Consider the following 22886-nt stretch of genomic DNA (forward strand, 5'->3'; position numbering starts at 1 on the left):
AGTGGCTTGCAAGGCGCGTTTTGCCCGGCTCAATCCTCGCCGGTCTCCAGCGTCAGGGGCACGGGTTTGGTGCGCAGGTCATCGACGCGCAGCTCGTGGTCGGGTTTGGACAAACGGTTGCGCACGACCCAGTGCAGCCGCTCTTCGGCGCGGGTGATCGCCACATAGGCCAGCCGTTTCCACAAGGGTTGCCCCGCCTCGCTGCGGCCCATGCGGGCAGCGGCGTACAGATCGGGCGCGAAGACCTGCACATCCTTCCACTGGCTGCCTTGGGCCTTGTGAATGGTGACGGCGGCGCCGTGCAGGAAGGTGGCACCCATGTTGGCGGCAAAGGGAATGAACGGCTCTTCCTCGTCCGGTTTTTCGATCTTGACGATGCTGGCGGCGCTCAGCTGCGGGTCTTCGGCGCCCATGACATGCAGGCGCGAAAACCCCGGCCTGCGACCGGGGCCAAGGTAGATGACCTGCGCGCCCTTGATCAGGCCGCGCGCCTCAAGGTCCAGCCGCTTCTTGCGGTGTTTCAGCGGCAATTCGATCCCGTCGCAAATCAGCGGCTCGCCCGGCAGCAGGGCATCGACAGGCGCGCTATGGACGTTGCGAAAGGCATTGATCAGGCGGATGCGCGTGGCGTTGCGCCAGACCAGAACGGGGCTGCGCGCCATCAGATCCACTTGCACGCGCTGCGCCCACTGCACGCGGTCGTCGCGTTTTGCGGCGTTTTCGATCATCTGCTCGAACTGGTGAAATTCCAGCGCGGGATCGGCCAGCGCATGCGCCAGATCCAAGATGGGGTTATCGGCATCCTGCCGGTGGATGCGGTGCAGGATCAGCTTGGACGGCTCTGGCAAGGATTCGAACACCATGCCGCCGCTGCTGTTGACCGGGGCCAGCTGGGCGGGGTCGCCAAACAGCAGAAGGTTTGGGAAAATCTCTTTCAGATCGTCCAGTTGGCGGGTGTCCAGCATGCTGGCCTCATCGACAAAGCCGATATCCAGCGGCTCGTCCCGGCGTTTCCAGCCGGTGATGAAATCGCTGCCCTTCAGCCCCGCAGCAGCCAGCGCGCCGGGGATGGATTTGTTGGTCTGGTAAAACGCAAACGCGCGGTCCAGCGCCGTTTCCGACAGTTCGGCCATTTCCGGGCGCTCGCCATTGCCCGCCAGCCATTCGGCGATTTTCTCGTAATCGGGATCATAAACCGGCGTGTACAGGATGCGGTGGATCGTGGTTGCCGGCACGCCGCGCATCCGCAGCACCGACGCGGCCTTGTTCGTGGGGGCAAGGATGGCCAATGTGCGGCCATCCTTGCGCTTTTTACCCTCGTAATCGCCGGACACGATATCGACGCCCGCCTCTTCCAGCGCGCGGTAAAGCGCGGCCAGCAGCAGCGTCTTGCCCGATCCGGCCTTGCCGATCACGGCCATGACGCTGGCGTCACCCTCGCGCGGGGGGGACGTGGTGCCATTCAGCAGATCGACCCCCGCAGCGCGCAGCGCGGCGGTGATGCGGTCATGCGCTTCGGCCTGATCGGGGGAGTAGGTGAGAGCGGTTTCTGTCATGGCCGGACACTATAGAGGGGGGCGGGCGGGTGCCAGCGAAAGACGCGCCCGGCATGAGGTGCCAGGCGCCGCCGCGGATCAGATCGTCTGATCGTAGTCCCCCACGCTGGGTTCGGTGCGGATCACTGCGTCAATATCGGCGAAAATGGCGCGCATTTCCGCGTCGCTTTCGCTGCTTTCGCAGACAACCACCAGATTGGGCGTGTTGGAGGACGCCCGCACCAATCCCCAGCTGCCGTTATCCAAGATCACGCGCGCGCCGTTGACCGTCACGACCTGAGCAATCTTGCGGCCCGCCAGCGGTTTGCCCGCCTCGTGATGTGCGACCAGCTTGGCCACCAGCCGCTCCAGCACGTCGTATTTTTCCAGATCGCTGCAATAGGGCGACATGGTGGGCGTGGCATAGGTGACGGGCAGCGCGCGGCGCAGGTCGGCCATGGATTTATCGGGATTGCGGTCCATCAGCTTGCAGATTTCGACCGCGACGCGCATCCCGCAATCATAGCCGCGCCCGATGGGTTCGGCCAAAAAGTAGTGGCCGGATTTCTCGAAACCCGCCAGCGCGCCTAGTTCCTTGACCCGGCGTTTCATGTGGCTGTGGCCGGTTTTCCAGTAATCGGCGCGTGCGCCATGCGCCTGCAATTCGGGGTCTGACGCAAAAAGGCCGGTGGATTTTACGTCAGCGACGAAGGTGCTGCCGGGGTGCAGCCGGGCAAAATCGCGGGCCATGATGACGCCCATCTTGTCGGCGAAAATCTCCTCGCCCTCGTTATCGACCACGCCGCAGCGGTCGCCGTCCCCATCAAAACCCAGCGCGAAATCGGCGCCGGAGGCGCGCACCGAATTTGCCATGTCGTGCAGCATTTCCATGGCCTCGGGGTTCGGGTTGTAATGGGGGAAGGTATAGTCCAGCTCGTTATGGGACGGGACCACCTCAACCCCCATCCGCGCGAACAACTCGGGCGCAAAGGCGGAGGCGGTGCCGTTGCCGGTGGCGCAGACCACCTTCAAGGGCCGCGTCATGCGGAAATCGCCGACCAGATCATCCAGATAGGCCTCGCGGACGCCCTCAACGAATTCATACGCGCCACCGGGGCTCGGCTGGCCGCGACCCTCCAGCACGATGGATTTCAGCTCGTTCATTTCATCGGGGCCATGGGTCAGGGGCCGCTCGAAGCCCATCTTGACGCCGGTCCAACCGTTGGGGTTGTGCGAGGCCGTGACCATTGCAACCGCAGGCGCATCCAGATGAAACTGCGCAAAATAGGCCATCGGGCTGAGCGCGGGACCGATATCCAGCACCTTGATTCCCGCCTGCATCAGGCCCAGCATCAGTGCGTTCTTGATCGTCAGCGAATAGTCGCGATAGTCGTTGCCGACCGCGATCACCGGATCAATTCCGCGCGCAATCATCTGGGTGCCCAGACCAAGGCCCAGTGCCGTCACGCCGGGCAGGTTGATTTCCTCGGGGTATTTCCAGCGGGCATCGTATTCACGAAATCCGGTGGGCGTGATCATCGGATCGCGCAGAAATTCCCATGTATTCGGCGTCACGGTGGGGGCAGGTTTGGTCACGGCGGATCTCACTTCATGCAATAACGTTGGATAATCCGGGCAGATGGCCTGCGCGGAATTGAAATAGAATTTCGCCCTGAGTGATGCCTGATAAGGCGGCTGATATCAATTCAAGATGACACCTGCTCCCGCAGGATCGAAGCGGTCAGCGATATCATCAGGTAAATTCCGGCGAAGACAAGAAATGCCAGAATGGTATTTTCGAACGCGCGCGGATAGCTGGCATCCTGCGACGCGACGGGATTGACGCTGACGGTCAGGTATCGGACCTGTTTGTTCGCCTCGCTGGCGGTCAGGCGCTGCGCCTCCAGCGCGGCTTGCAGGACCATGTCGGCGGTCAGCAGATCTGCCTGCGCCATCTGGATATCGGCGGTTTGCGAGGCGAGCGATGCGCTGCCTTCGGTGGCATCGGTCAGGCGCGCGCGCTGCTTGATCCGCTCAAGTTGCAGGATTTCGATTTCGCTGGTCAGCGCCTCAACCTTGGCGCGGTTGGGGCGGGCATTGTTCATCTGCGTGCTGAGCGCCAGTTGCTTTTCCTGCAACTGTAATTCAACATTGCCGATCAGCGCGCGTATATTCGCAATCTCGCCCTCGGGGTCCAGAACGGTGCCTTCCTGCATCGCGACCAGTTGGCGCTGCGCCTCGCGGCGTTCCTCTTTGGCCTCTGCAAGGCTGGCGGTCGAGGATTCAACGGCATCCTCGCGCTTGCGTTTCGACAGGTCATCAACCCGTTCCTCGGCATAGGTGATCAGCTTGCGCGAGAATTCGGCGCTGACTTCGGGGTCGGCGGTGGACACCTCCATCCGCAAAACGCCCTCGGTCGGATCATAGCCGATTTTCATGTATTTTTTATAAAGCTTGTACGCTTCTTCGTTGCTGGCATCGGGTTTCAGGCGTTGAATCGGATCGATCCACGGCTGGCTGAAGTGATCACGAAAGCCGACATCGCGGTCCAGCCGCAGCATGGCATCCTTGGACAGCAGGTATGACTGCGTCGCGATCGCGTCCTGACCGGTGGCAAACTGACTGGGAACCTTGAAGCCGCCCATGCCGCCACCGCCGCCGCCGTCGGCCGACAGGATCAGAAATTCGGACTTGGTCGAATACATCGGCGTCGCCACGGCGTAATAATAATAGCCCGCCAGCAATGTCGGCAGCATCACGAATGCGGCCAGCCGCGTCAGCAAAAGCAGCAGTTTGCGGCGGCGGCGCTTGCCGATGTCGCGCTGAATGCGCCTGATTTCCTCGCCGCGCCGGTCAGCCGGGCTTAGCTCGGTCGAGGGCAGGTGGGTTTGCGCCGGGACGGTTTGGGGCAACTGGATGCGGGAGCTCTCCACGTCGCGCCCCTTGGCGGGTACCAGATCGCCAATGTCGCCCTCGGTATCGTCGGTCGTGACCAACTCAAGGATCGAGGCGCGCTGAAACGGGTCGATTCCCTTGATGCGCAGCAGCCGCACGGCATCGAAATCCGATGTCGGGGCAAGCCCGTTCTTCTGCGCCACGCGCCGCGCCATGCGCAACTGGCGCCCTGTCAGCCCCTCCTTGCGGATATCGTCGATACTGTGCGACACGCCCTTCTGGCGCGCGCTGCTGATCTGGCCGCTGCGCGCTGTACCCTCCTGCGCATCCTCGGGCGCATCGGGCGCCTCATCCGGGGATTCCGCGGGTTGCGGGGCGTCCTGATGCGGGCCGGGCGTGCGGCGGATACGAAATTTTCTAGCCTTGGGTTTCGTAGTCATAAAGCTGTTTTGCCTCTTCCAAGGTGTCGAACATATAAAGCTGACCACCCATCAGCACGGCGGCGGAGGTCGCGAATTTTTCCAGTGTCGCAGGAGAATGAGACACAATGATGACGGTCGTCGTCTCCAGCCGTTCGTGCAGTATTTCGCCCGCCTTGCGATTGAATTCAACATCCGTCGAAGACGGCATCCCCTCGTCAATCAGATAGATGTCAAAGTCCAGCGCCAGCATCAAAGCGAAGGTAAAGCGCGATTTCATGCCGCTGCTATAGGTGCCCAGCGGCTGGTCGAAATATTCGCCCAGATTGCACATCCAGCGGCAGAACGCCTCGACATAGTCGGGATCAAGGCCGTAGAGCCGCGCGATATAGCGGCTGTTTTCCATCGCTGAAATTTTTGTAATGACCCCGCCCATGAAGCCCAAAGGAAAGCTGATGCGGCAGCTGCGCCGGATTTCGCCCTCGTCCGGTTTTTCCAGCCCGGCCATCATGTTGATCAACGTGGTCTTGCCCGTACCATTTGGCGCCAGGACACCCATCGAACGGCCCAGTTCCACCCGGAACGACACTTTGTCCAGGATGACTTTGCGCTGGGTGCCGGTCCAGAAAGACTTGCTGACATTGTCGAATTCGAGCATGCGCTCTCCGGGAAAAAACTGCTGTTTGGCGCGGTTGCAAACCGCGCCTGCGGCGGAAGGCCCTGCACCGTATTATGCGCGATTGGCCGCACTATAGACAGGGATTCAAGGCGAAATTATGCCAAAGCGGTAAATTAACCGTGTATGGCGGCGTGGTTTTTTCACGCAGGACTGGCACGGGCCGTCCCGGGGCCGGGTTGGCAATCCTTGGCGGGACGCCCTATCTGACCGTCATGGATGATCTGGCGTCCCGTATCAGTCGCTGCCGTTTATGTGCAGATCGCTTTGCCGCGACGGCGACCGCGCACCGCCCGCGCCCCGTGGCGTGGTTTGCCCCCGGCGCGCGTGTGCTGATTGCGGGGCAGGCGCCGGGCGCGCGGGTGCATGCGTCGGGCGTCCCGTTCGATGACGCCTCCGGCGACCGGCTGCGCGGCTGGCTGGGGCTGGAGGCCGAGGCGTTCTATGACCGCTCCCGCGTGGCGATCGTGCCGATGGCGTTCTGCTTTCCGGGCTATGATGCCAAGGGCAGCGACCTGCCGCCGCCCGCGATTTGCCGCCAGACGTGGCATGATGCGGTCATGGCTGATCTGTCGCAGGTCCGGCTGCGCGTGCTGGTCGGCGCGCATGCGCACCGGTATCATCTGGGGGCGCGCGGCAGTGTGACGCAGACCGTTGCGGGCTGGCGGGACCATGCGCCGGGGGTTTTCGCCTTGCCGCACCCGTCCTGGCGCAATACCGGATGGTTGAAGAAAAATCCGTGGTTCGAGGCGCAGGTTTTGCCCGCGCTGCGCGCCCAAGTTGCAAAGGTGATGCAGGATGGCTGAAACGGATCTGGACCGCACCCATACGGCGATGGAGGCCGGGGGCGGCGCCGCGCGTTTGGGATTTTACCACGCGCTGGCCGATGCGCAGCTGTTCCTGCTGCTGCTGGCCGAGCCGGAGGGCGACGACATCGCGCCGCAGACCTACGAGGTGGACGGCGTTGCGCATGCGCTGGCCTTCGATACCGAGGAGCGTCTGGCCGAATTCACCGGCGCCGCCGCGCCCTATGCGGCGCTGCCGGGGCGGGTGCTGGCCGGGATGCTGGCGGGGGCCGGTGTGGGGCTGGGGCTGAATTTGGGCGTTGCGCCGTCGTCCATCCTGCTGCCGCCCGAGGCGCTGACATGGCTGAACGACACGCTGGGGCAGGGCGGCGGCGCCGAGGCGGGCGCGCGCCCCGATGCGCTGACCGCGCCGGGCAATGTGCCGCAGGCGGTGCTGGCGGCGCTGGATGCCAAGCTGGCCCGCGCGGGCGGTCTGGCCAGCCATGCCTGCCTTGCCGGCTCGCGCTATGCGGGGGGCGAGACGGGGCATCTGCTGATCTTCATCGGTGCGGCGCTGGGCGCTGAGACGGCGCTGACCCGCGCGGTATCCGAGGCGCTGACATTCTCAGGCATCGAGGCCGGCACGCTGGATGTAGGCTTTGCCGAGGTGGGCAGCGCGCTGGCCCAGCGGATCGAACGGGTGGGCCTGCGGTTTGATCTGCCCGCGCCGGAGGCGCCGCAAACACTTGCGGCACCGGGATCGGATCCGTCCAAACCGCCCAAGCTGCGCTAAAGCGTTTTGCCGTTGACCTGAACCATCAGACAAAGGCGAGCCGCGCGCAACGTTGATACGTGGCGCGCGTTTCACGACAATCTGTGACGCAGGTTTTTCGCGAAGCGCTTTGGCTCAGTAGCCCAGATCGCGGTCGACCAGATGCAGCAGCGGCGCGCCCGCTTCGCTGCGGCGGATGTTGTCTGCGATGACTTGCGCGGCGGTCTCCTCGCGGGTGGTGGAGGCGATATGCGGCGTCACGGTCACAGCCGGATGCGCCCAGTAGGGATGCGCGGGCGGCAGCGGCTCGGTCCGGAACACGTCCAGCGTGGCATGGGCGATATGGCCTGCATCAAGTGCCGCCAGCAACGCATCGTCGTCAATCAGCGGGCCGCGTCCGGGGTTGATGATGACGGCGCCCTGCGGCAGCATCGCCAGACGGTCCGCGTTCATCAGATCCTCTGTCTCGGGCGTTTTGGGCAGCAGCAGCACCAGAATCTGCGCGGTATTCAGCGCATCGCGCAGGCCCGCGTCACCGTGCAGGCAGCGCACGCCCGGCACGTCCTTGGCCGACCGGCTCCACCCGGTGACGTCAAATCCCAGCGATACCAGCGCCTTGGCGCAGGCGCATCCCAGTGCGCCAAGGCCCAGAATGGTCACGGGGCGATCTTCGGCCAATGGCGGCACGTCCGTGCGCCAGATGCCGTCCTGTCCGTGAATATGCGCGTCCATGCCCAGATGGTGGCGCAGCACATGCCCGGCCACCCATTCCACCATGCCCTGCGTCAGGCCGTGATCGACCATGCGCGCCAGTGGCTGCGTCAACGTGGGGTTGTCCACCACATCCTCCACCCCGGCCCAAAGGTTCAGCACGGCCTTGCAGCGTGTGTAGGGGGTGAAATCCGTCACCGGTCCATTCGGCGCCAGCACGATGTAATCCACATCCTGCGGCGCGATGTCGGTGGACAAGGTGGCCTCCGCCAGCCCGGCGGCATCCAGCGCGCGCCTTAGCGGGGCCTCGTAATCGGGCCAGCGGTCGGGCTTGGCGGCGAAGAGAATGTTGACGGCCATCGGGTTACCTCGGTTTGTGGACATGCGCGCTTTGGACCATGCCGAAACCCAGCATCAGGATCAACATGGCCGAGCCGCCATAACTGACCAGCGGCAGCGGCACGCCCACAACCGGCGCAAGGCCCATCACCATCGACATGTTGACCGCGAAAAACAGGAAAAACGTCGCCGCAATGCCCAAGGTCAGCAAGGATGAAAACCGGTCGCGGTTGGTGATCGCGGTGCTGATGCAGAACACGATGATCAGCGCATAAAGCCCCAGCAGGGAAATCGCGCCGACAAAGCCGAATTCCTCGGCCAGGGTGGTGAAGATGAAATCGGTATGCTTTTCAGGCAGGAAATTCAGCCGCGATTGCGTGCCCTGCATGAACCCGCGCCCCGTCCAGCCGCCCGAGCCAAGCGCGATCTTGGATTGGGTAATGTGATACCCCGCGCCCAGCGGGTCCTGACTGGGATCCAGAAACGTATCGATCCGGCGGAACTGGTAGTTTGCCAGCAGTTGCCAATCGGTGCCGCGGCTTTGAAAAACCGTGGTCACCAGCCCGATTCCGGCCGCAATCACGGCGGCGAAATAGGCCCAGTGGACCCCGGCCAGAAACATGATGCCGCCCCCGGCCGTAATCAGCAGGATCGACGTGCCCAGATCGGGCTGAATCAGCACCAGATAGACGGGCAGCAGGATCAGGATGACCGGGATCATCACCCATAACGGGCGCGACGTTTTCTGCATCGGCAGCCAGTCGTAATAGGCCGCCAGCGCCATCACCAGCGTGATTTTCATCAACTCGGACGGTTGCAGCCGCATGAAGCCCAGATCAATCCAGCGCTGCGCGCCCATGCCCACCGTGCCGAATAATTCAACCGCGATCAGCAGCGCCAGCGAAATGACATAGGCCAGCCCGGCAATGTTGCGCCAGAACCAGATCGGCACCATCGCTACCGCCAGCATCAGGGCAAACCCGACGCCGTAGCGTTTCATCTGCGGGTCCATCCACGGCTCCACCGATCCGCCGGCCACGGAATACAGCATCAGGAACCCGACGCAGGCAACCGCCGACAGCAGCACCGCCAGCGGCCAGTTGACATACAGGATCTTGCGTAGGCCGGTCGGTACGCTTTTGACGGAATATTCAAGATAGCTCATGCGCGGTCGCTCAGTGGTTTCCCGTGATGGGGGCGGGCATTGCGCAGGTTTTCCTGCTGGGTGCGGATGCGGCCCCGGTCGGCGCTGGGATACGCCTCAAGCGGCGGATCGCCCTTGTAGAGCGCCTGAAGCGTGATGTCGCGCGCAATCGGCGCCGCGGTGGAGGCGCCGCCGCCGCCGTGTTCCACCACGACAGCGACGGCAACGCGCGGATTATGGGCCGGGGCATAATCGACAAACAGCGCGTGATCGCGCCGCTCCCACGGCAGATCCTCGTTGCGGCGCACGCCCTGGGCGCGTTCGGCGGCGGTGATGTTGCGCACCTGGCTGGTGCCGGTCTTGCCGGCCATCTCCATCCCCTCGGCGGTGATGCGGCTGCGGTAGGCGGTGCCGCGCTTGTTGTTTGATACGTCATACATGGCGCGGCGAATGCTGCGCAGATTGTTCTGGTTCAGGCCCAGATCCTCGCCATGGCCGGTGGGCGCCTCGACGCCGTCAACGGATTTGATCAGGCGCGGCGTGACCGCGCGTCCGGTGGCGATGCGCGCGGTCATCACGGCCAGTTGCAGCGGCGAGGTCAGCACAAAGCCTTGCCCGATGGACGAGTTCACGCTGTCGCCGATCACCCATTCGGCGCCGCGCGAGCTGCGTTTCCATTCCTTGGTGGGAATCAGCCCGTCGGCGACGCTGGTCATCGGCAGATCATACGCGATGCCAAGACCCAGACGCCGCGCCATTTCGCTGATTTTCTCGATGCCGACGCGCATGGCCATGTCATAGAAATATACATCGCAGCTTTCGCGCAGGGCGCGGTTCAGGTCGACATTGCCATGGCCGGCGCGTTTCCAGCAGTGAAACCGCCGGCCCGCAACCTCCAGATGGCCGGGGCAATAAACCGTATCATCGGTGACGGCCTGGCCCTCCTCCAGCGCGGCAAGCGCAGTGACCATCTTGAAGGTCGAGCCGGGGGGGTAGACGCCCTGCACCGCCTTGTTTGGCAGCGGGCGGTATTTGTTTTCCAGCAACGCATTGTAATCGGACACGGAAATGCCGCGCACGAACAGGTTACTGTCAAAGCCGGGGGTCGATACGGTGGCCAGAATATCGCCGTTTTCGCAGTCGATCACGACGGCGGCGGCGCTTTCGCCTTCCAGTCGGGCGTGGATGTAGGATTGCAGGTTGCTGTCGGTGGTAATCTGGATGTCCTTGCCTGCCACGCCTTCGCGGCGGTCCAGTTCGCGCATGACGCGGCCCGCGGCGTTCTGTTCGATCCGTTTTGTGCCGGCAGTGCCGCGCAGCATATCCTCGCGCTGGGCCTCCAGCCCGATCTTGCCGATCTGAAAGCGCGGGATCAGCAGCAGCTGGTCGGGCGCGTCGATCTTTTCCAGATCGTAGTCGCTGACCGGGCCGACATAGCCCAGCACATGCGCGTATTCCTGATCCATCGGATAACGCCGCGACAGGCCCACCTCGGGGCGCACGCCGGGCAGGGCGGGGGCGTTGACGGCAACGCGGCTCAGCTCCTCCCAACTGATGCGGTCGGCGATGGTGACGGGGTGAATGCGCGAGCGGCGCATTTCCTCGCGGGCGCGCTCCAGTTCTTCGGGGTCCAGCGCAATCAGCTGGCCAAGGCGCGCGATGGTATCCTCGACGTCGCCGGCCTCTTCGCGCTCCAGAATGATGCGGTAACTGGGCACGTTTTCCGCCACGACCAGCCCGTTGCGGTCAAAAATCTGGCCGCGCGCGGGCGGGATCAACCGGATCTTGATGCGGTTCTCCTCGGCCAGCAGGCGGAACTGGTCGGCCTGGTCCACCTGCAAATGCCGCATGCGCCATGCCAGCAGCCCCAGAAACCCGGCCTGCCCGGCGCCCAGTATCAGACCGCGCCGCGTAATGCGCCGCTGGCTAAGGGCCGTGTCGCGCTTGGGGCGTTTCATGTGCCAAACCTCCTGCTACCGGCGAGGGTTTCGCCCGGCTTTGCCTTGCGCACGCCGGTCAGCAGGGCCGACGCCGCAACGACCAAGGGATAACATAAGACCGTCATCGCCATTTGCATCAGGCTCAGGCCCAGCGGCGCCTGCGGCACCATCAAAATTGCCAGCGTCAGGCGATACCCGGCAATAATCGCCGCCACCACCATGGCCACCGTCAGCCATTCGGCACCAAATGCCCGGTCGCGCAGGCCGGGGCTGCGCGATTTCAACGCCTCGCAGCCCAGCACCACCAGCGCGGCCCACAGGCCGGGCGGGCGCTGAAACATCAGATCAGCCAGCAGCACAACGGCGGCAATCAGCAGCGCCGGCGCATAATCGGGGCGCCGCAGAACCCAGGCAAAGCTGAGCGCGGCAATCAGATCAGGCCCGGCCCAGCCACGCGGCAGGGTGCTGAGCGGCAGGATGCGCCAGAAAATGACAGTCAGGCAAAGCGCGGCGAAAACCGCGCGCATCGCCCACATTTTCAGGTGCGAGCGGTCATCCATCGGCGCCGCCCTCTGTCCTGGCCGGGGCCGGTGCGCCCAGCGGTGCCAGCAGGCTTTGCGGGCCGGACGGCAGCCCTTCGGGCAGGCCGGTCGGCTGGCTGGCCGGCGGCGCGATCAGGTTGCCGGGTGTGTCGATGCGGGGGCTGGCGTGGTCGCGCAACACGCGCAGGAACTCCAGGCGTTCGTAATCGGCGGCCAGCCGCAAACGCAGTCGCCCGCCGGGATCCAGTGCTACGCGGCCAACCAGCAGACCGGCGGGAAACACCCCACCATCGCCCGAGGTGATGACGCGGTCGCCGGGGCGCACCTTGCCCGCGTCCTCCAGAAAATCAATGGGGGGCGCGACGGTGTTGTCGCCCAGGATCAGCGCCCGCTGGCCCGAGGGCTGCACCGTGACCGGGATGCGGCTGGATGTGTCGGTCAGCAGGATCACGCGGGCCGAATTGTCGCCGACGCCGGAAATGCGCCCGACCAGCCCCAGCCCGTCCATCGCCGCCCAGCCATCGACGATGCCGTCCCGCGCGCCCACATTCAGCAGCACGGATTGGCGAAAGGGCGAGCCGCTGTCGGCGCTGACCACGCCGGTCACGTAGGTCAGGCGCGGGTCCAGCCGCACGTTGTTCAGGTCCAGCAGGCGGGCGTTTTCCTGCTCCAGCTGAAGCGCGGCTTCCTTCCACGATTGCATGCGCTGCAATTCGCGGCGCAGTTCCTGATTTTGCTGGTAGATGCGCTGGTAGCTTTGAAAATCACGAAAGATGTTCACGGTGCCCGTCACCGGCGCCATCGCCCAATCAAGGTTCGGCACCACCTTGTCGACCACGGCGGCGCGGAATCGCTCTACCCGCGGGCTGTCGATTCGCCACAGCAGGAACAGCCCCAGAAGGCAGACGATCAGGACACCCAGCAAAAGCCGCTTGAGCGGGCCTGCGTAATCCTCGGTCTGTTTGCGATCCTTCGCCAAAATGGACGTCCCTCGGGCAGGATTAATGACGCGGCCACCATAGCGGGGCAGGGCGCGCGGCGCATGTCACATTCGCGCGCGTGTGGCGATCCGCCTGAAGCGTTTCGCGAAAGCCCTGAAACACAGATTTTCGCAAAACGCTTTAGCTGTCGTAATCTATCGCGTGGCGCAACTGTTTTTCAAACTCCAGCGCCTTTCCGGTGCCAAGCGCCACGCAGTTCAGGCACTCGTCCGCGATGCTGACGGCCAGCCCGGTCTGTTCGCGCAGGGCCAGATCCAGATCGCCCAGCAATGCGCCGCCGCCGGTCAGCATCACGCCGCGATCCACGATATCGGCGGCCAGATCGGGCGGTGTCGCCTCAAGCGCGGTCATCACGGCCTCGCAGATCTGCTGGACCGGCTCGGACAATGCCTCGGCAATTTGCGCCTGGCTGATTTCGATTTCCTTCGGCACACCGTTCAGCAGGTCGCGGCCACGGATCTTCATCGTCTCGCCGCGCCCGTCATCGGGCATGCGGGCGGTGCCGATGCTGGTCTTGACCCGCTCGGCCGTGGAATCGCCGATCAGCAGATTCTGCTGTCGGCGCAGATAGTTGATGATCGCCTCGTCCATGCGGTCGCCGCCGACGCGCACCGACCGGGCATAGACGATATCGCCAAGGCTGAGCACCGCAACTTCGGTCGTGCCGCCGCCGATATCCACCACCATGTTGCCGGTGGGGTCGGTGATCGGCATGCCCGCGCCGATGGCCGCCGCGATCGGTTCCGCAATCAGGCCCGCGCGGCGCGCGCCGGCACTCAGCACGGACTGGCGAATCGCGCGTTTTTCAACCGGGGTCGCGCCGTGGGGAACGCAGACGATGATCTTGGGCTTGGAGAATGTGGTGCGTTTGTGAACCTTGCGGATGAAATGCTTGATCATCGCCTCGGCGGTATCGAAATCGGCAATCACGCCCTCGCGCATCGGGCGGATCGCCTCGATGCTGCCGGGGGTGCGGCCCAGCATCAGCTTGGCATCCTCGCCCACGGCCAGCACTTTGCGCACACCGTCCTTGACGTGGTAGGCAACGACGGATGGCTCCGACAGGATGATGCCACGGCCCTTGACGTAGACCAGCGTATTGGCTGTTCCTAGGTCAATAGCCATGTCCGAGGTGAACATCCCCGGAATTCTGCTCAATATGGACATGTAGGGCGGTGTCCTGTCTTTGGGTGCAAAAGGATGCCGGCGAGTCTGGTCCGCTGGTAGGCGCCCTTATAGAGACGCGCCCCATTCGGTTAAAGGGGCTGTTTTGGCGATGTAAGCATCAAATCGCCGGTTTGCGCGCCATTTTGAAAGGGGCCGGCCGGCGGACCTTGCGCAGGCTTGATGCGTTGTAGCGCTATCTGCGCGGCTTGCCCCGCGCATAATGAAAGGGACACGTCATGGTGATCGTTGCCGGGCTGATCGTGGCATTCGTGCTGGTGCTGATCTTTTCGGATCGCAAGACGCGCAACTGCCGCTGGCGCGAGGATCGCACGCTGGACGTGGGCGAGGGGCGGGCCTACCGCTGCATGGCATGCGGCGCGCTGGACAGTACCGTGACGGGCAAGCCGCCGAAGGATTGCAAGGCGGGCGGCAAATCGGTTTAGTAACGCAGACCGGCAACCACCCAACTGAGGCCCAGATGACCGAACCCGATGATGCGGCCGCCCGGCGCGCCGTGCCGCCCGTAATCTGCTACCCCAACGATACACTGCCGCAGCCTGATCTGCCGCTATACGCGGCGGCGCGGGCGGGTGCGGCCAAGGTGGCCGAAGTGCTGGTGCCGCCCCGCGATGCAGCCACGTTTCGCGCGCCGGCCGGGCACTTCTTTCGCATCACATCGGTGGACGGGCCGCAGGTGGGCGATCTGAACCTGTGGAACGCCAATGACCTGACCGAGCGGTTTTATTCGGGCAAGACGCGCGCGCTCCACGGCACCCATATTGGCGTGGGCGAGCGGATGTGGTCCAGCCTACCATCCTTGCGCCCCATGGCGACGATTACCGCCGATAGCCTGGGCTGGTACGGCATCGACGGGTTCGGCGGGGCGGTGCATGACGTGATCGGCACGCGCTGCGACCCTTACACCGGCAATCTGCTTGCGGGCGGGCAGTACCACCATTGCTGCCATTCCAACCTGACACGCGCGCTGGCCGATGAGGCGGGCCTGCCGCTGCATGAGGCCGAACCCCACGTGCATGACGTGCTGAATGTGTTCATGTGTACCGGGTTTACCCGGAATACCGGCCAGTATTTCATGAAGGCCAGCCCGGTACGCCTCGGCGATTACCTGGAGTTTTTCGCCGAAATCGACCTGCTGGGCGCGCTGTCGGCCTGTCCCGGCGGGGACTGTTCGGCTCAGCATTCCAGCGATGTGGCGGCGTGTTATCCGCTGCTGATCGAGGTGTTCGCCCCCGCCGCCGGCGCGCTGGAGGGCTGGCACAGCCCGGCGCGCAATGGCTATGACCGCAGCCACGGGCGCGGCGCATGATCGGCTATGCGCCCGGCGCCGATGTCGGCCCGCTGGAGGAATGGCCGCTGGATAATCCGGCCAGCGATTATGTGATCCGGCGTGGCACGCCGCGCACCTATGGTCGCATTGATGCAGGCGGGCCGGGGCATCCCACCCGGTTCGGGATCTGGCGCTGCACCCCCGGCGCGTTCGACTGCACCGAGCAGGGGGACGAGTTGATGACCATCCTAGCCGGGCGGTGCCGCCTGACCGATCATGCCAGCGGGACCGTGCGCGACCTCAGCGCAGGCGACAGCCTGTTCGTGCGGGATGGCAGCCGTGTCACCTGGGACGTATCCGAGGAGGTGACGAAGGTGTTTTTCGGGCAGAAGCCCGGAGGGTACTGACCGCGCGCGGCTGATCTTGGCCCGCACGCTTGGACGTTGTGCAATGGTTGTTGCGCTGCCGGCGCGGTCATCACCGGCAGCGCATTTTCAGATCACGCTTCGGGCATTGCCGCGATGATGATCACCTCGACGCGGTATTCCGGCTTGGCCACTGACACCTCGCCGCAAGAGCGCACGGGCGCGCAGCCTTCGGGCACCCAGGCATCCCAGACTTCGTTGAAGGCGTCATAATCGGCCATGTCGGTCAGCCAGATGGTTGCCTGCAACAGGTGGCTTTTGTCTGTGCCGGCTTCTGCCAGCAGCGCGTCAATACGCGCGAGGCAGCTGGCGGTCTGCTCGGCAGGTGTTGCGCCCTCGCCAACCTGACCGGTCAGATAGACGGTGTCATTGTGGCGCAGCACGGGGCTGGAGCGTTTGGTTGTGCGGATACGTTCGATAGCCATTTCGTTTTTCTTTCAGTTATTTAAGGCGTTTCACGAAAGCCCTGAATCACAGGGTTTCGTGAAACGCGCGCGACATGCCAGCGTTGCACGCGCCGCGCCTCTCTCTGATGTCTCAGGTTAAAGGTGAAACGCTTTAGCGGCAGGCATCCGGGATGGTTTCCTGCATTTGCTGGATTAACCTGTCAAGCTACAGGGCCGGCATGCAGGGCGCAAGGGCGATGCCCTGCCGCAAACATGCCAGCGACAGCTGCGGTAACCGCACAAGAAAAAAGCCCCGGATCGCTCCGGGGCTTTTGCTGTGTTTTCAAGGCTGCCTGCGCTTAGTGCGCGTGGCTCTTGTCCCAGTCTTCGCGCTTGGGCAGCTGCTCGAACGTGTGCTCGGGCGGCGGGCTGGGCAGGGTCCATTCCAGCGTGTCCGCATACTCGTTCCACGGGTTCGCCTGCGGCGATGCCTTGCCGCGCAGCAGCGACCAGACGATCACGCCGAAGAAGAACACGAAGCTGGCAAAAGACAGGAACGCACCCATGGACGACCACCAGTTCCAGGTCGCGAACGCCTCGGGGTAGTCGATGTAGCGGCGCGGCATGCCCTGGCGGCCCAGGAAGTGCTGCGGGAAGAACGTCAGGTTGGCCCCGATGAACATCGCGTAGAAGTGCAGCTTGCCCGCCCATTCGGGATACATCTTGCCGGTCATCTTGGGGAAGTAGAAGTAGATCCCCGCAAAGATGGCAAACACGGCGCCCAGGCTCATCACGTAGTGGAAATGCGCCACGACATAGTAGGTGTCGTGATAGGCCCGGTCGATGCCCGCCTGCGACAGAACCACGCCGGTCACACCGCCCACGGTGAACAGGAACAGGAAGCCGAACGCCCACAGCATCGGCGTCTTGAACTCGATCGAGCCGCCCCACATCGTCGCGATCCAGCTGAACACCTTCACCCCGGTCGGAACCGCGATGACCATGGTTGCCAGCATGAAGTAGGATTGCTGCGTCAGCGACATACCCACGGTGTACATGTGGTGCGCCCAGACGACAAAGCCCAGCGCGCCGATGGCGATCAGCGCCCAGACCATGGGCAGGTAGCCAAAGATGGGCTTGCGGCTGAACGTGGCGATGACGTGGCTGATGATGCCGAAACCGGGCAGGATGATGATGTACACTTCCGGGTGGCCAAAGAACCACAGGATGTGCTGGTAGAGGATCGGATCGCCCCCGCCGGCCGGATCAAAGAAGGTCGTGCCAAAGTTGCGGTCGGTCAGCAGCATGGTGATCGCGCCCGCCAGAACCGGCAGCGCCAGCAGAATCATCCACGCGGTGACAAAGATCGACCATGCAAACAGCGGCACCTTGAACAGGGTCATGCCCGGCGCGCGCATGTTCAGGAAGGTGGTGATCATGTTGATCGCCCCCAGAATCGAGCTGGCGCCCGACACGTGAACGGCGAAAATCGCAAGGTCGGTTGAAATACCCGTCTCGGACGTGGACAGCGGCGGATACAGCACCCAGCCGATGCCCGACCCGGCCTGACCGTTACCGCCCGGCGCCAGCAAGGATGCAACGCCCAGCAGTGTACCGGCCACGAACAGCCAGTAGGACAGGTTGTTCATCCGCGGGAATGCCATGTCCGGCGCGCCGATCTGAAGCGGCATGAAATAGTTGCCGAAACCGCCGAACAGGGCAGGAATCACGACAAAGAACATCATCAGGACGCCGTGATATGTGATCATCACGTTCCAAAGATGCCCGTTGGGTGTGCAGGTGGCGGCGCTGTCTGCGATGAAACGTGCGCCCTCAAGGCACATGTACTGAACGCCCGGCTCCATCAGCTCAAGCCGCATGTAGACGGTGAACAGGACCGATATCAGGCCGACGAAGGCCGATGTGATCAGGTATAGAATACCGATATCTTTGTGGTTCGTGGACATGAACCACCGGGTAAAGAACCCTCGTTCGTCGTGGTGGTCATGGCCATGAATGGCTGCATCTGCCATTGGGCGCCTCCTGCTGGTATGGGTTCATGCGCCTGTCACAGGGATTTTGCGCGCGCATGAGGTGTCTAATACTGCGTTTTAGTCTGCCAGACCTTAACGGGCAATGTCAGAGTTTGATCTGCGTCAAATAAAATTGTCGCACCCTCTTGCGGCAGGCGGGCCCGATACCGGGACCACGCGGGGCGTGCGGCCGGGGCGAAATAAAAATTGCGCCGCTGCGGAACTGATTGCGCCGGCGCGGTGTTGAGGCCCCGAACGACGCACCGGCGATACACGACACAAAGGGCGTTTTTTATAAAACTGGAGGATTACATGACCAACTTTCGTAAACTGATCGCTGCAACCGCCATTATGACCGCAAGCACCCTGATGTCCACGGCCGCATTTGCCGACATCAACGAGATGACATGCGCAGACTTCAACGCCATGGACGAAAACGGCCAGATGGAAGCCGCCATGGAATACGGCCGCGAAGGCCAGCGCCGCGCAGGCATGGGTGCCGACGCAACCGGCTCCGGCGTCGGAACCGAGCAGGCCGACAGCCAGAACGTCGAGCTGGAGGCTGACACCGGCAAGCAAGGCCAGGAAAACATGGCGCGCGGTGTCGACGTGCGCAACGCGATGATCGAGCATTGCAAGGACGGCGGTGACAGCCGTGTCATGGATACACCCAGCCCCGCTCAGCGCTAAGTTCGCGCAGGGCTAAGCGCCCGAAAGCGTCCTCAAGCCCGGCTGCCTCTGCATTTGTCCCTTCCTCGCATGGGTAGCCGGTCTGGCGCTATCGCCCGCAATCCTGTAGATCAGGGTTGCGGGCTTTTGTTTTGGCCGGGTCGTTTTGGCGTTCATGATGCGCGTACAAGGCTTATTCGAGGGCGCCGAACACCTCGTCAAACCGGCGGCGCAGCGCAACATCCACATCGTGCATCGATACGGGCAGACCCAGATCGACCAGGCTGGTCACCCCATGTTCGGCAATGCCGCAGGGCACGATGCCGCTGAAATGCTCAAGATCCGGTTCAACATTGATTGAAATGCCGTGGAAACTGATCCATTTGCGCAGGCGGATGCCGATCGCGGCAATCTTTTCCTCGGGCGGCAGGCCGGCGGGGGTCAGCGGCTTGTCATGACGAGCGACCCAAACGCCGACGCGGCCCTCGCGCAGCTCGCCCGTGACGTTGAATTCGTCCAGTACGGCAATCACCCACGCCTCCAGCTGCGCGACGAACTTGCGCACGTCGCGCCCGCGGCGCCCCACGTCCAGCATCACGTAAACCACGCGCTGGCCTGGCCCGTGATAGGTGTATTGCCCGCCGCGCCGCGCCTCGTGCACCTCGAACCTGTGCGGATCGGTCAGATCCTCTGGCCGTGCCGAGGTGCCGGCGGTGTAAAGCGGCGGATGTTCGAGCAGCCAGATCAGCTCGGGTGCGTCGCCGGATAAAATTGCGGCAACGCGGGCCTCCATCGCGGCCAGCGCCTGAGTATAGCCGGTCAGGCCGGGCGTTATCTTCCATTCTACCATGCGCCGGTGAATACACCGCCCGGCCAGCAGGGGGAAGCGGGCCCGCACTGCGCCACGCAGATTGCCTGATTTTCTCCTTCACAAACGCTGCACAAGGCGCTAAACGCCGATGCATACCATGACAGTGCGGTCGTGGCGGAATGGTAGACGCGCAGCGTTGAGGTCGCTGTGGGGTTAAACCCGTGGAAGTTCGAGTCTTCTCGACCGCACCAAATCCTAGTAAAATCAAGGGCTTGCTCTCCCAACTGTAAGGGAGATAAAGACCCGTGACCCGTACACTTCCCAAAGGAATCTTTAAGCGCGGCGACGTTTACGCCGTGAGATTCTCTGTGCCGACTGAGCTTCAAGCTGTGGTCGGAAAGAAAGAGATCATCCGCTCTCTCGGAACGAAAGACTTGGGTGAAGCCCTAGGCAAACGCAGAGAGGTCCTAGAGCAGATCAGGGCTTCCCTGTTCTCAGACTTTGAGGAACCCGTCGCACCCAAGCCTTCCACCACGCACCATCGCGGTCCGCGCATGGGCACTACCGTCCGAGAGACAGCCCACCGTTGGCTGAGCGAGAGCGACGGGATCAACAATTCGACCCGTGCCAGATATCGCAGCATCCTTGCGAGGTTCGAGGAATACTCTGGCAACTGTGAGGTCACCAAGATTAACCGTGAGTTGGCCTTGGGCTTCATGGATCATTTGAAATCCACACCCTCGCCAAAGACCGGGCAGCTTCTTTCGCATCGTAGCCTGTCCATCCATCAAATCTGTCTGGCGTCCTACTGGCGTGTCTTGGAACACTGGGGCCTTGTCGATGGTGACATGAAGAACCCCTTCTCGTCGCTGCTGCGCCGCTTGGCAGGACAGAGGAGGAAGGTTGATCCGAGGAAGAAAAACCTCAGACCCGTAACCCGTAGCGAGGCAGAGGCGTTGTTGTCGTACATAGCCAACAATGATCGCCTCAAGTATCAGCGAGAAATGTACGTGACAGTGAGGTTGCTCTGGGTGACCGCGTGTCGCCTCGGGGAAATCGCCGGGTTGGCCCTGACCGACATAGACGACCAAGGCGACCATATCCGATTGAAGATCACCGGGGCCAAGACGGATGCCGGGAACCGAACAGTTATGATCGTGGGGCCAGAGGACTGCGAGTTGCTCAGAGAGGCCATGAAACGCGCTGTAGTGGCCGAGCCTGTCTGTCCAGAGAACAAGGGCCTGTTATTTTCTCGGTTGCTCAGGGGTGGCTACGACCGGACCACAGGGCATTACCTCGGGAAGGCCTTGGAGAAGGCGCGTAAGACGCTGGCTATGAATGCCGACGAATGGGACATGCACTCTTTCAGGCGTACCGGGGTTTCGGCGCTGGTTAACGGAGGGGTAGCCAAAGAAGCGCGGAACCTTGCGGTGGGCCACTCGAACAAGGACGATATTGGCATGTCCGTTTATGCCAAGCGGGGCAATCTGAGCGAGGTCATTAAGTCGACTTTTGAGGCGATGTACAAGGAACTCGGTGGTGGGCTTTAGGCCTACCCCCAATTCACTGACCCTAACGACAGTCCCACCTCTCGGAGAACGCGGGGTGCGATTGTCCTTACTCGCAGTGAACCCTAGGAAAACAATAGGTTAGCCGTGGTGGCGTTAGGGTGCTGTACGGGTCTGGGATGAAAAAACTCTCTTCCCTTGAAGCGGAGAGGTGTACTCGTTCGGCACTCAGCGTCACACTCGAGGTTTCCCCCTATGTCAATCATGGTTGCCTGCTGGCTACATACCACCTCGGAGATTTTCTGTGTCGAGGTAGGGCGTCAGACGAGAAGACACCGGGGGGGCTCATATCTCTCTGTGAGCAAGGCGACCCCCACACGGGGGGAAGCGCGGGAAGGCTCACGTATATATATGGACACAGACCGTTGACCCAAAATGAGCCGGGGGTACACCTCGGGCATCGCTGAGGTCATTTCAGGGCCAACGCCCAGATGGTGGAGTTTGCAAAGTTGCATGCTGTGGTCGGCCTTTTGAAAGTGCCCGGCCCAAACCGCACATTACACCATATCGCGCAATGCTGCGCTCGCAGCCCACTTTGCGGTAATTCACTGCCTACGCAAATTGTGCTGCAACCGCCTTTGAGAGCATTTATCAGCTAAAGGCTAAACCCATAGAAAAGAAAGGGCTATCTACGGAGCTGCGTCCACGCAGGACGCCGCGGATTTCGTAGAGGAATGCCCAAACCAGAAACGCGAACTTTCACGCGGCGCCTGCCCACCTGCCGCCCGTTCAGTTTAACCACCACATCCATGAAATGGTTTCCTTTGTAGGCGCTACTTTCTGTGTTTCGGAAACCTGTCCCTGCTACGTGACCCAAATCGTTTACTGATTCAGCCTCTGCGCCGTCATTGCGAACCGTCCATGAGACTTGGCAGCCTTCAGGAAGTTTTTCCGGCTCCGCAATAGCAAATGAGAGTTCACATCCTCTTGGGATCGGTCCGATTTCATTGAACCCGCTCCACCGCCGACTTCCAGCTGTTGCAGCGACGGTGACATCGGGGTCGCAGCGATACATCGAAATGGCGCTACTTGCCACTCTGGTACTTTCGGATTTCGTTTGATCTTCTTCCGGGAAGGGGAAGAAGTGGCGGAACGCCTCTGACCAAATATCCGCACTTTCGTACTCGTCTGTTGCGTCGAGAGCCCGATCAGCGATGCCTAGGAAATTTTCTAATTCTGCCTTTAGGGCCTCAAAGTCATCTTCGGAGAGGCGGTTAAGATTTTCTTCCTCTTTTGCCGGATTTCTAACAATACTCGACTTGTTCAAACGATCTAGGATATTTTTAATCACGATGCACAAGAATTCATCATCGCCAGATAAGTTGGCTGTATCTGTTGCACCCAACGTCCTAGCAACAAGCACCGTAAGGAGGATAGAAGACGGTCGAGACGCCGCTTCAAAATTTAGAGCCGCCCACATCTTTAAGTATCGTGTTAGACGTCTGGCCCTGTCGCGTTCACTTCCGTCATACTGATCCTTCCACCAAACATAGATAGCTTTCGGGTCACTGTTTTCCCATTCGCCATCTTCAGTCGCCAGCTCGCGTGCATCGGCTTCGCGATCTAAATGATAGCTTGGAACATCGATGTGAAAGTCATCAGTGAAACGAATTCTATTGCAGCGCACCTTTGGCGCAGTCACCTCGGAGGCATTGTTGATTGTCATTGAGAACTGACCCGGCACCAGCAGAAATTGTCATTGAGAATTGACCCATGTGCAACCTTGCCGCGGCTTGAATCAGCTGGGGGCGCATGGAGTGATAGACATGGGATTTTTGAG

21 protein-coding genes and 1 tRNA gene are annotated in these 22886 nt (G+C 62.3%); 8 read left to right on the top strand and 14 right to left on the bottom strand.

Translation table 11 applies throughout. The features are described 5' to 3' along the window. Positions 1-29 precede the first annotated feature (29 nt). The 4 genes from DQ230_RS13695 to DQ230_RS13710 all read right to left on the bottom strand — a co-directional run bounded on the left by DQ230_RS13695 (position 30) and on the right by DQ230_RS13710 (position 5507). A complete protein-coding gene (locus DQ230_RS13695; protein WP_113913174.1) occupies positions 30-1556 on the bottom strand; it encodes an AAA family ATPase in 1527 nt (508 codons plus the stop codon). 78 nt (positions 1557-1634) lie between these two features. Continuing rightward, positions 1635-3131 (bottom strand): phosphomannomutase/phosphoglucomutase, encoded by a 1497-nt coding sequence (locus DQ230_RS13700; RefSeq protein ID WP_113913175.1) that lies wholly within the window; start codon positions 3129-3131, stop codon positions 1635-1637. Positions 3132-3241: 110 nt separating this feature from the next. Further along, complete coding sequence (locus tag DQ230_RS13705; RefSeq protein ID WP_113913176.1) at positions 3242-4870, bottom strand: KpsE/RkpR family capsule polysaccharide export protein; 1629 nt, start codon at positions 4868-4870, stop codon at positions 3242-3244. Next, positions 4848-5507 carry an ABC transporter ATP-binding protein gene (locus DQ230_RS13710; protein ID WP_113913177.1) on the bottom strand — a complete coding sequence of 220 codons (660 nt, stop codon included), beginning with the start codon at positions 5505-5507 and terminating at the stop codon, positions 4848-4850. The genes DQ230_RS13705 and DQ230_RS13710 overlap by 23 nt, the downstream gene beginning before the upstream one ends. Positions 5508-5740: 233 nt before the next feature. Here DQ230_RS13710 and DQ230_RS13715 point away from each other — a divergent pair, with 233 nt between their 5' ends. Beyond that, positions 5741-6331, top strand: coding sequence for a uracil-DNA glycosylase family protein (locus tag DQ230_RS13715; RefSeq protein ID WP_113913194.1), 591 nt, complete (start codon positions 5741-5743; stop codon positions 6329-6331). Beyond that, the gene (locus tag DQ230_RS13720; RefSeq protein ID WP_113913178.1) at positions 6324-7103 is read left to right on the top strand and encodes an SseB family protein; all 780 of its coding nucleotides are present in this window, start codon (positions 6324-6326) and stop codon (positions 7101-7103) included. The genes DQ230_RS13715 and DQ230_RS13720 overlap by 8 nt, the downstream gene beginning before the upstream one ends. A gap of 114 nt (positions 7104-7217) precedes the next feature. Here DQ230_RS13720 and DQ230_RS13725 read toward each other — a convergent pair whose 3' ends face one another. From DQ230_RS13725 to DQ230_RS13750, 6 genes are all read right to left on the bottom strand, one after another. Further along, on the bottom strand, positions 7218-8153 hold the full coding sequence (locus tag DQ230_RS13725; protein WP_113913179.1) for a 2-hydroxyacid dehydrogenase: 936 nt from the start codon (positions 8151-8153) through the stop codon (positions 7218-7220). 4 nt (positions 8154-8157) lie between these two features. Then, positions 8158-9297 (bottom strand): rod shape-determining protein RodA, encoded by a 1140-nt coding sequence (gene rodA, locus DQ230_RS13730; RefSeq protein WP_113913180.1) that lies wholly within the window; start codon positions 9295-9297, stop codon positions 8158-8160. Next, complete coding sequence (gene mrdA, locus DQ230_RS13735; RefSeq protein WP_113913181.1) at positions 9294-11234, bottom strand: penicillin-binding protein 2; 1941 nt, start codon at positions 11232-11234, stop codon at positions 9294-9296. Before mrdA ends, rodA begins: the two co-directional genes overlap by 4 nt. Beyond that, on the bottom strand, positions 11231-11776 hold the full coding sequence (locus DQ230_RS13740) for a rod shape-determining protein MreD (RefSeq protein WP_113913182.1): 546 nt from the start codon (positions 11774-11776) through the stop codon (positions 11231-11233). The genes mrdA and DQ230_RS13740 overlap by 4 nt, the downstream gene beginning before the upstream one ends. Further along, positions 11769-12737: a rod shape-determining protein MreC gene (mreC, locus tag DQ230_RS13745; RefSeq protein ID WP_113913183.1), complete on the bottom strand. Its 969-nt coding sequence runs from the start codon at positions 12735-12737 to the stop codon at positions 11769-11771. The genes DQ230_RS13740 and mreC overlap by 8 nt, the downstream gene beginning before the upstream one ends. A gap of 142 nt (positions 12738-12879) precedes the next feature. After that, the gene (locus tag DQ230_RS13750) at positions 12880-13926 is read right to left on the bottom strand and encodes a rod shape-determining protein (RefSeq protein WP_113913184.1); all 1047 of its coding nucleotides are present in this window, start codon (positions 13924-13926) and stop codon (positions 12880-12882) included. 236 nt (positions 13927-14162) lie between these two features. On the opposite strand from DQ230_RS13750, the gene DQ230_RS13755 reads away from it, so the two are divergent. From DQ230_RS13755 to DQ230_RS13765, 3 genes are read left to right on the top strand one after another with little or no spacing between them, the layout of a single operon-like run. Further along, positions 14163-14369, top strand: a complete 207-nt coding sequence (locus DQ230_RS13755) for a hypothetical protein (protein ID WP_113913185.1) — start codon at positions 14163-14165, stop codon at positions 14367-14369. 35 nt (positions 14370-14404) lie between these two features. Then, positions 14405-15253 (top strand): urea carboxylase-associated family protein, encoded by an 849-nt coding sequence (locus tag DQ230_RS13760; RefSeq protein ID WP_113913186.1) that lies wholly within the window; start codon positions 14405-14407, stop codon positions 15251-15253. Continuing rightward, positions 15250-15621 carry a cupin domain-containing protein gene (locus DQ230_RS13765; RefSeq protein ID WP_113913187.1) on the top strand — a complete coding sequence of 124 codons (372 nt, stop codon included), beginning with the start codon at positions 15250-15252 and terminating at the stop codon, positions 15619-15621. The genes DQ230_RS13760 and DQ230_RS13765 overlap by 4 nt, the downstream gene beginning before the upstream one ends. 92 nt (positions 15622-15713) lie before the next feature. On the opposite strand, the gene DQ230_RS13770 is transcribed toward DQ230_RS13765, so the two are convergent. Together DQ230_RS13770 and ctaD are read right to left on the bottom strand one after the other, a co-directional pair. Further along, complete coding sequence (locus DQ230_RS13770; protein ID WP_113913188.1) at positions 15714-16064, bottom strand: RidA family protein; 351 nt, start codon at positions 16062-16064, stop codon at positions 15714-15716. Positions 16065-16384: 320 nt separating this feature from the next. Then, positions 16385-18058, bottom strand: a complete 1674-nt coding sequence (ctaD, locus tag DQ230_RS13775) for a cytochrome c oxidase subunit I (RefSeq protein ID WP_113913189.1) — start codon at positions 18056-18058, stop codon at positions 16385-16387. A gap of 312 nt (positions 18059-18370) precedes the next feature. On the opposite strand from ctaD, the gene DQ230_RS13780 reads away from it, so the two are divergent. Beyond that, positions 18371-18748, top strand: a complete 378-nt coding sequence (locus DQ230_RS13780) for a hypothetical protein (protein ID WP_113913190.1) — start codon at positions 18371-18373, stop codon at positions 18746-18748. 172 nt (positions 18749-18920) lie between these two features. Here DQ230_RS13780 and lipB read toward each other — a convergent pair whose 3' ends face one another. Continuing rightward, positions 18921-19577, bottom strand: a complete 657-nt coding sequence (lipB, locus tag DQ230_RS13785) for a lipoyl(octanoyl) transferase LipB (RefSeq protein ID WP_113913195.1) — start codon at positions 19575-19577, stop codon at positions 18921-18923. Between the two features lie 126 nt (positions 19578-19703). Here lipB and DQ230_RS13790 point away from each other — a divergent pair. Continuing rightward, positions 19704-19789: transfer RNA gene (locus tag DQ230_RS13790), tRNA-Leu, on the top strand. Between the two features lie 54 nt (positions 19790-19843). Continuing rightward, on the top strand, positions 19844-21088 hold the full coding sequence (locus DQ230_RS13795; RefSeq protein ID WP_162497446.1) for a site-specific integrase: 1245 nt from the start codon (positions 19844-19846) through the stop codon (positions 21086-21088). A gap of 643 nt (positions 21089-21731) precedes the next feature. Here DQ230_RS13795 and DQ230_RS17130 read toward each other — a convergent pair. Beyond that, positions 21732-22772 (bottom strand): nucleotide-binding domain-containing protein, encoded by a 1041-nt coding sequence (locus DQ230_RS17130; protein ID WP_162497447.1) that lies wholly within the window; start codon positions 22770-22772, stop codon positions 21732-21734. Positions 22773-22886 lie beyond the last annotated feature (114 nt).

Source organism: Roseovarius dicentrarchi (assembly GCF_003316635.1).
GTDB classification, from domain to species: domain Bacteria; phylum Pseudomonadota; class Alphaproteobacteria; order Rhodobacterales; family Rhodobacteraceae; genus Roseovarius; species Roseovarius dicentrarchi.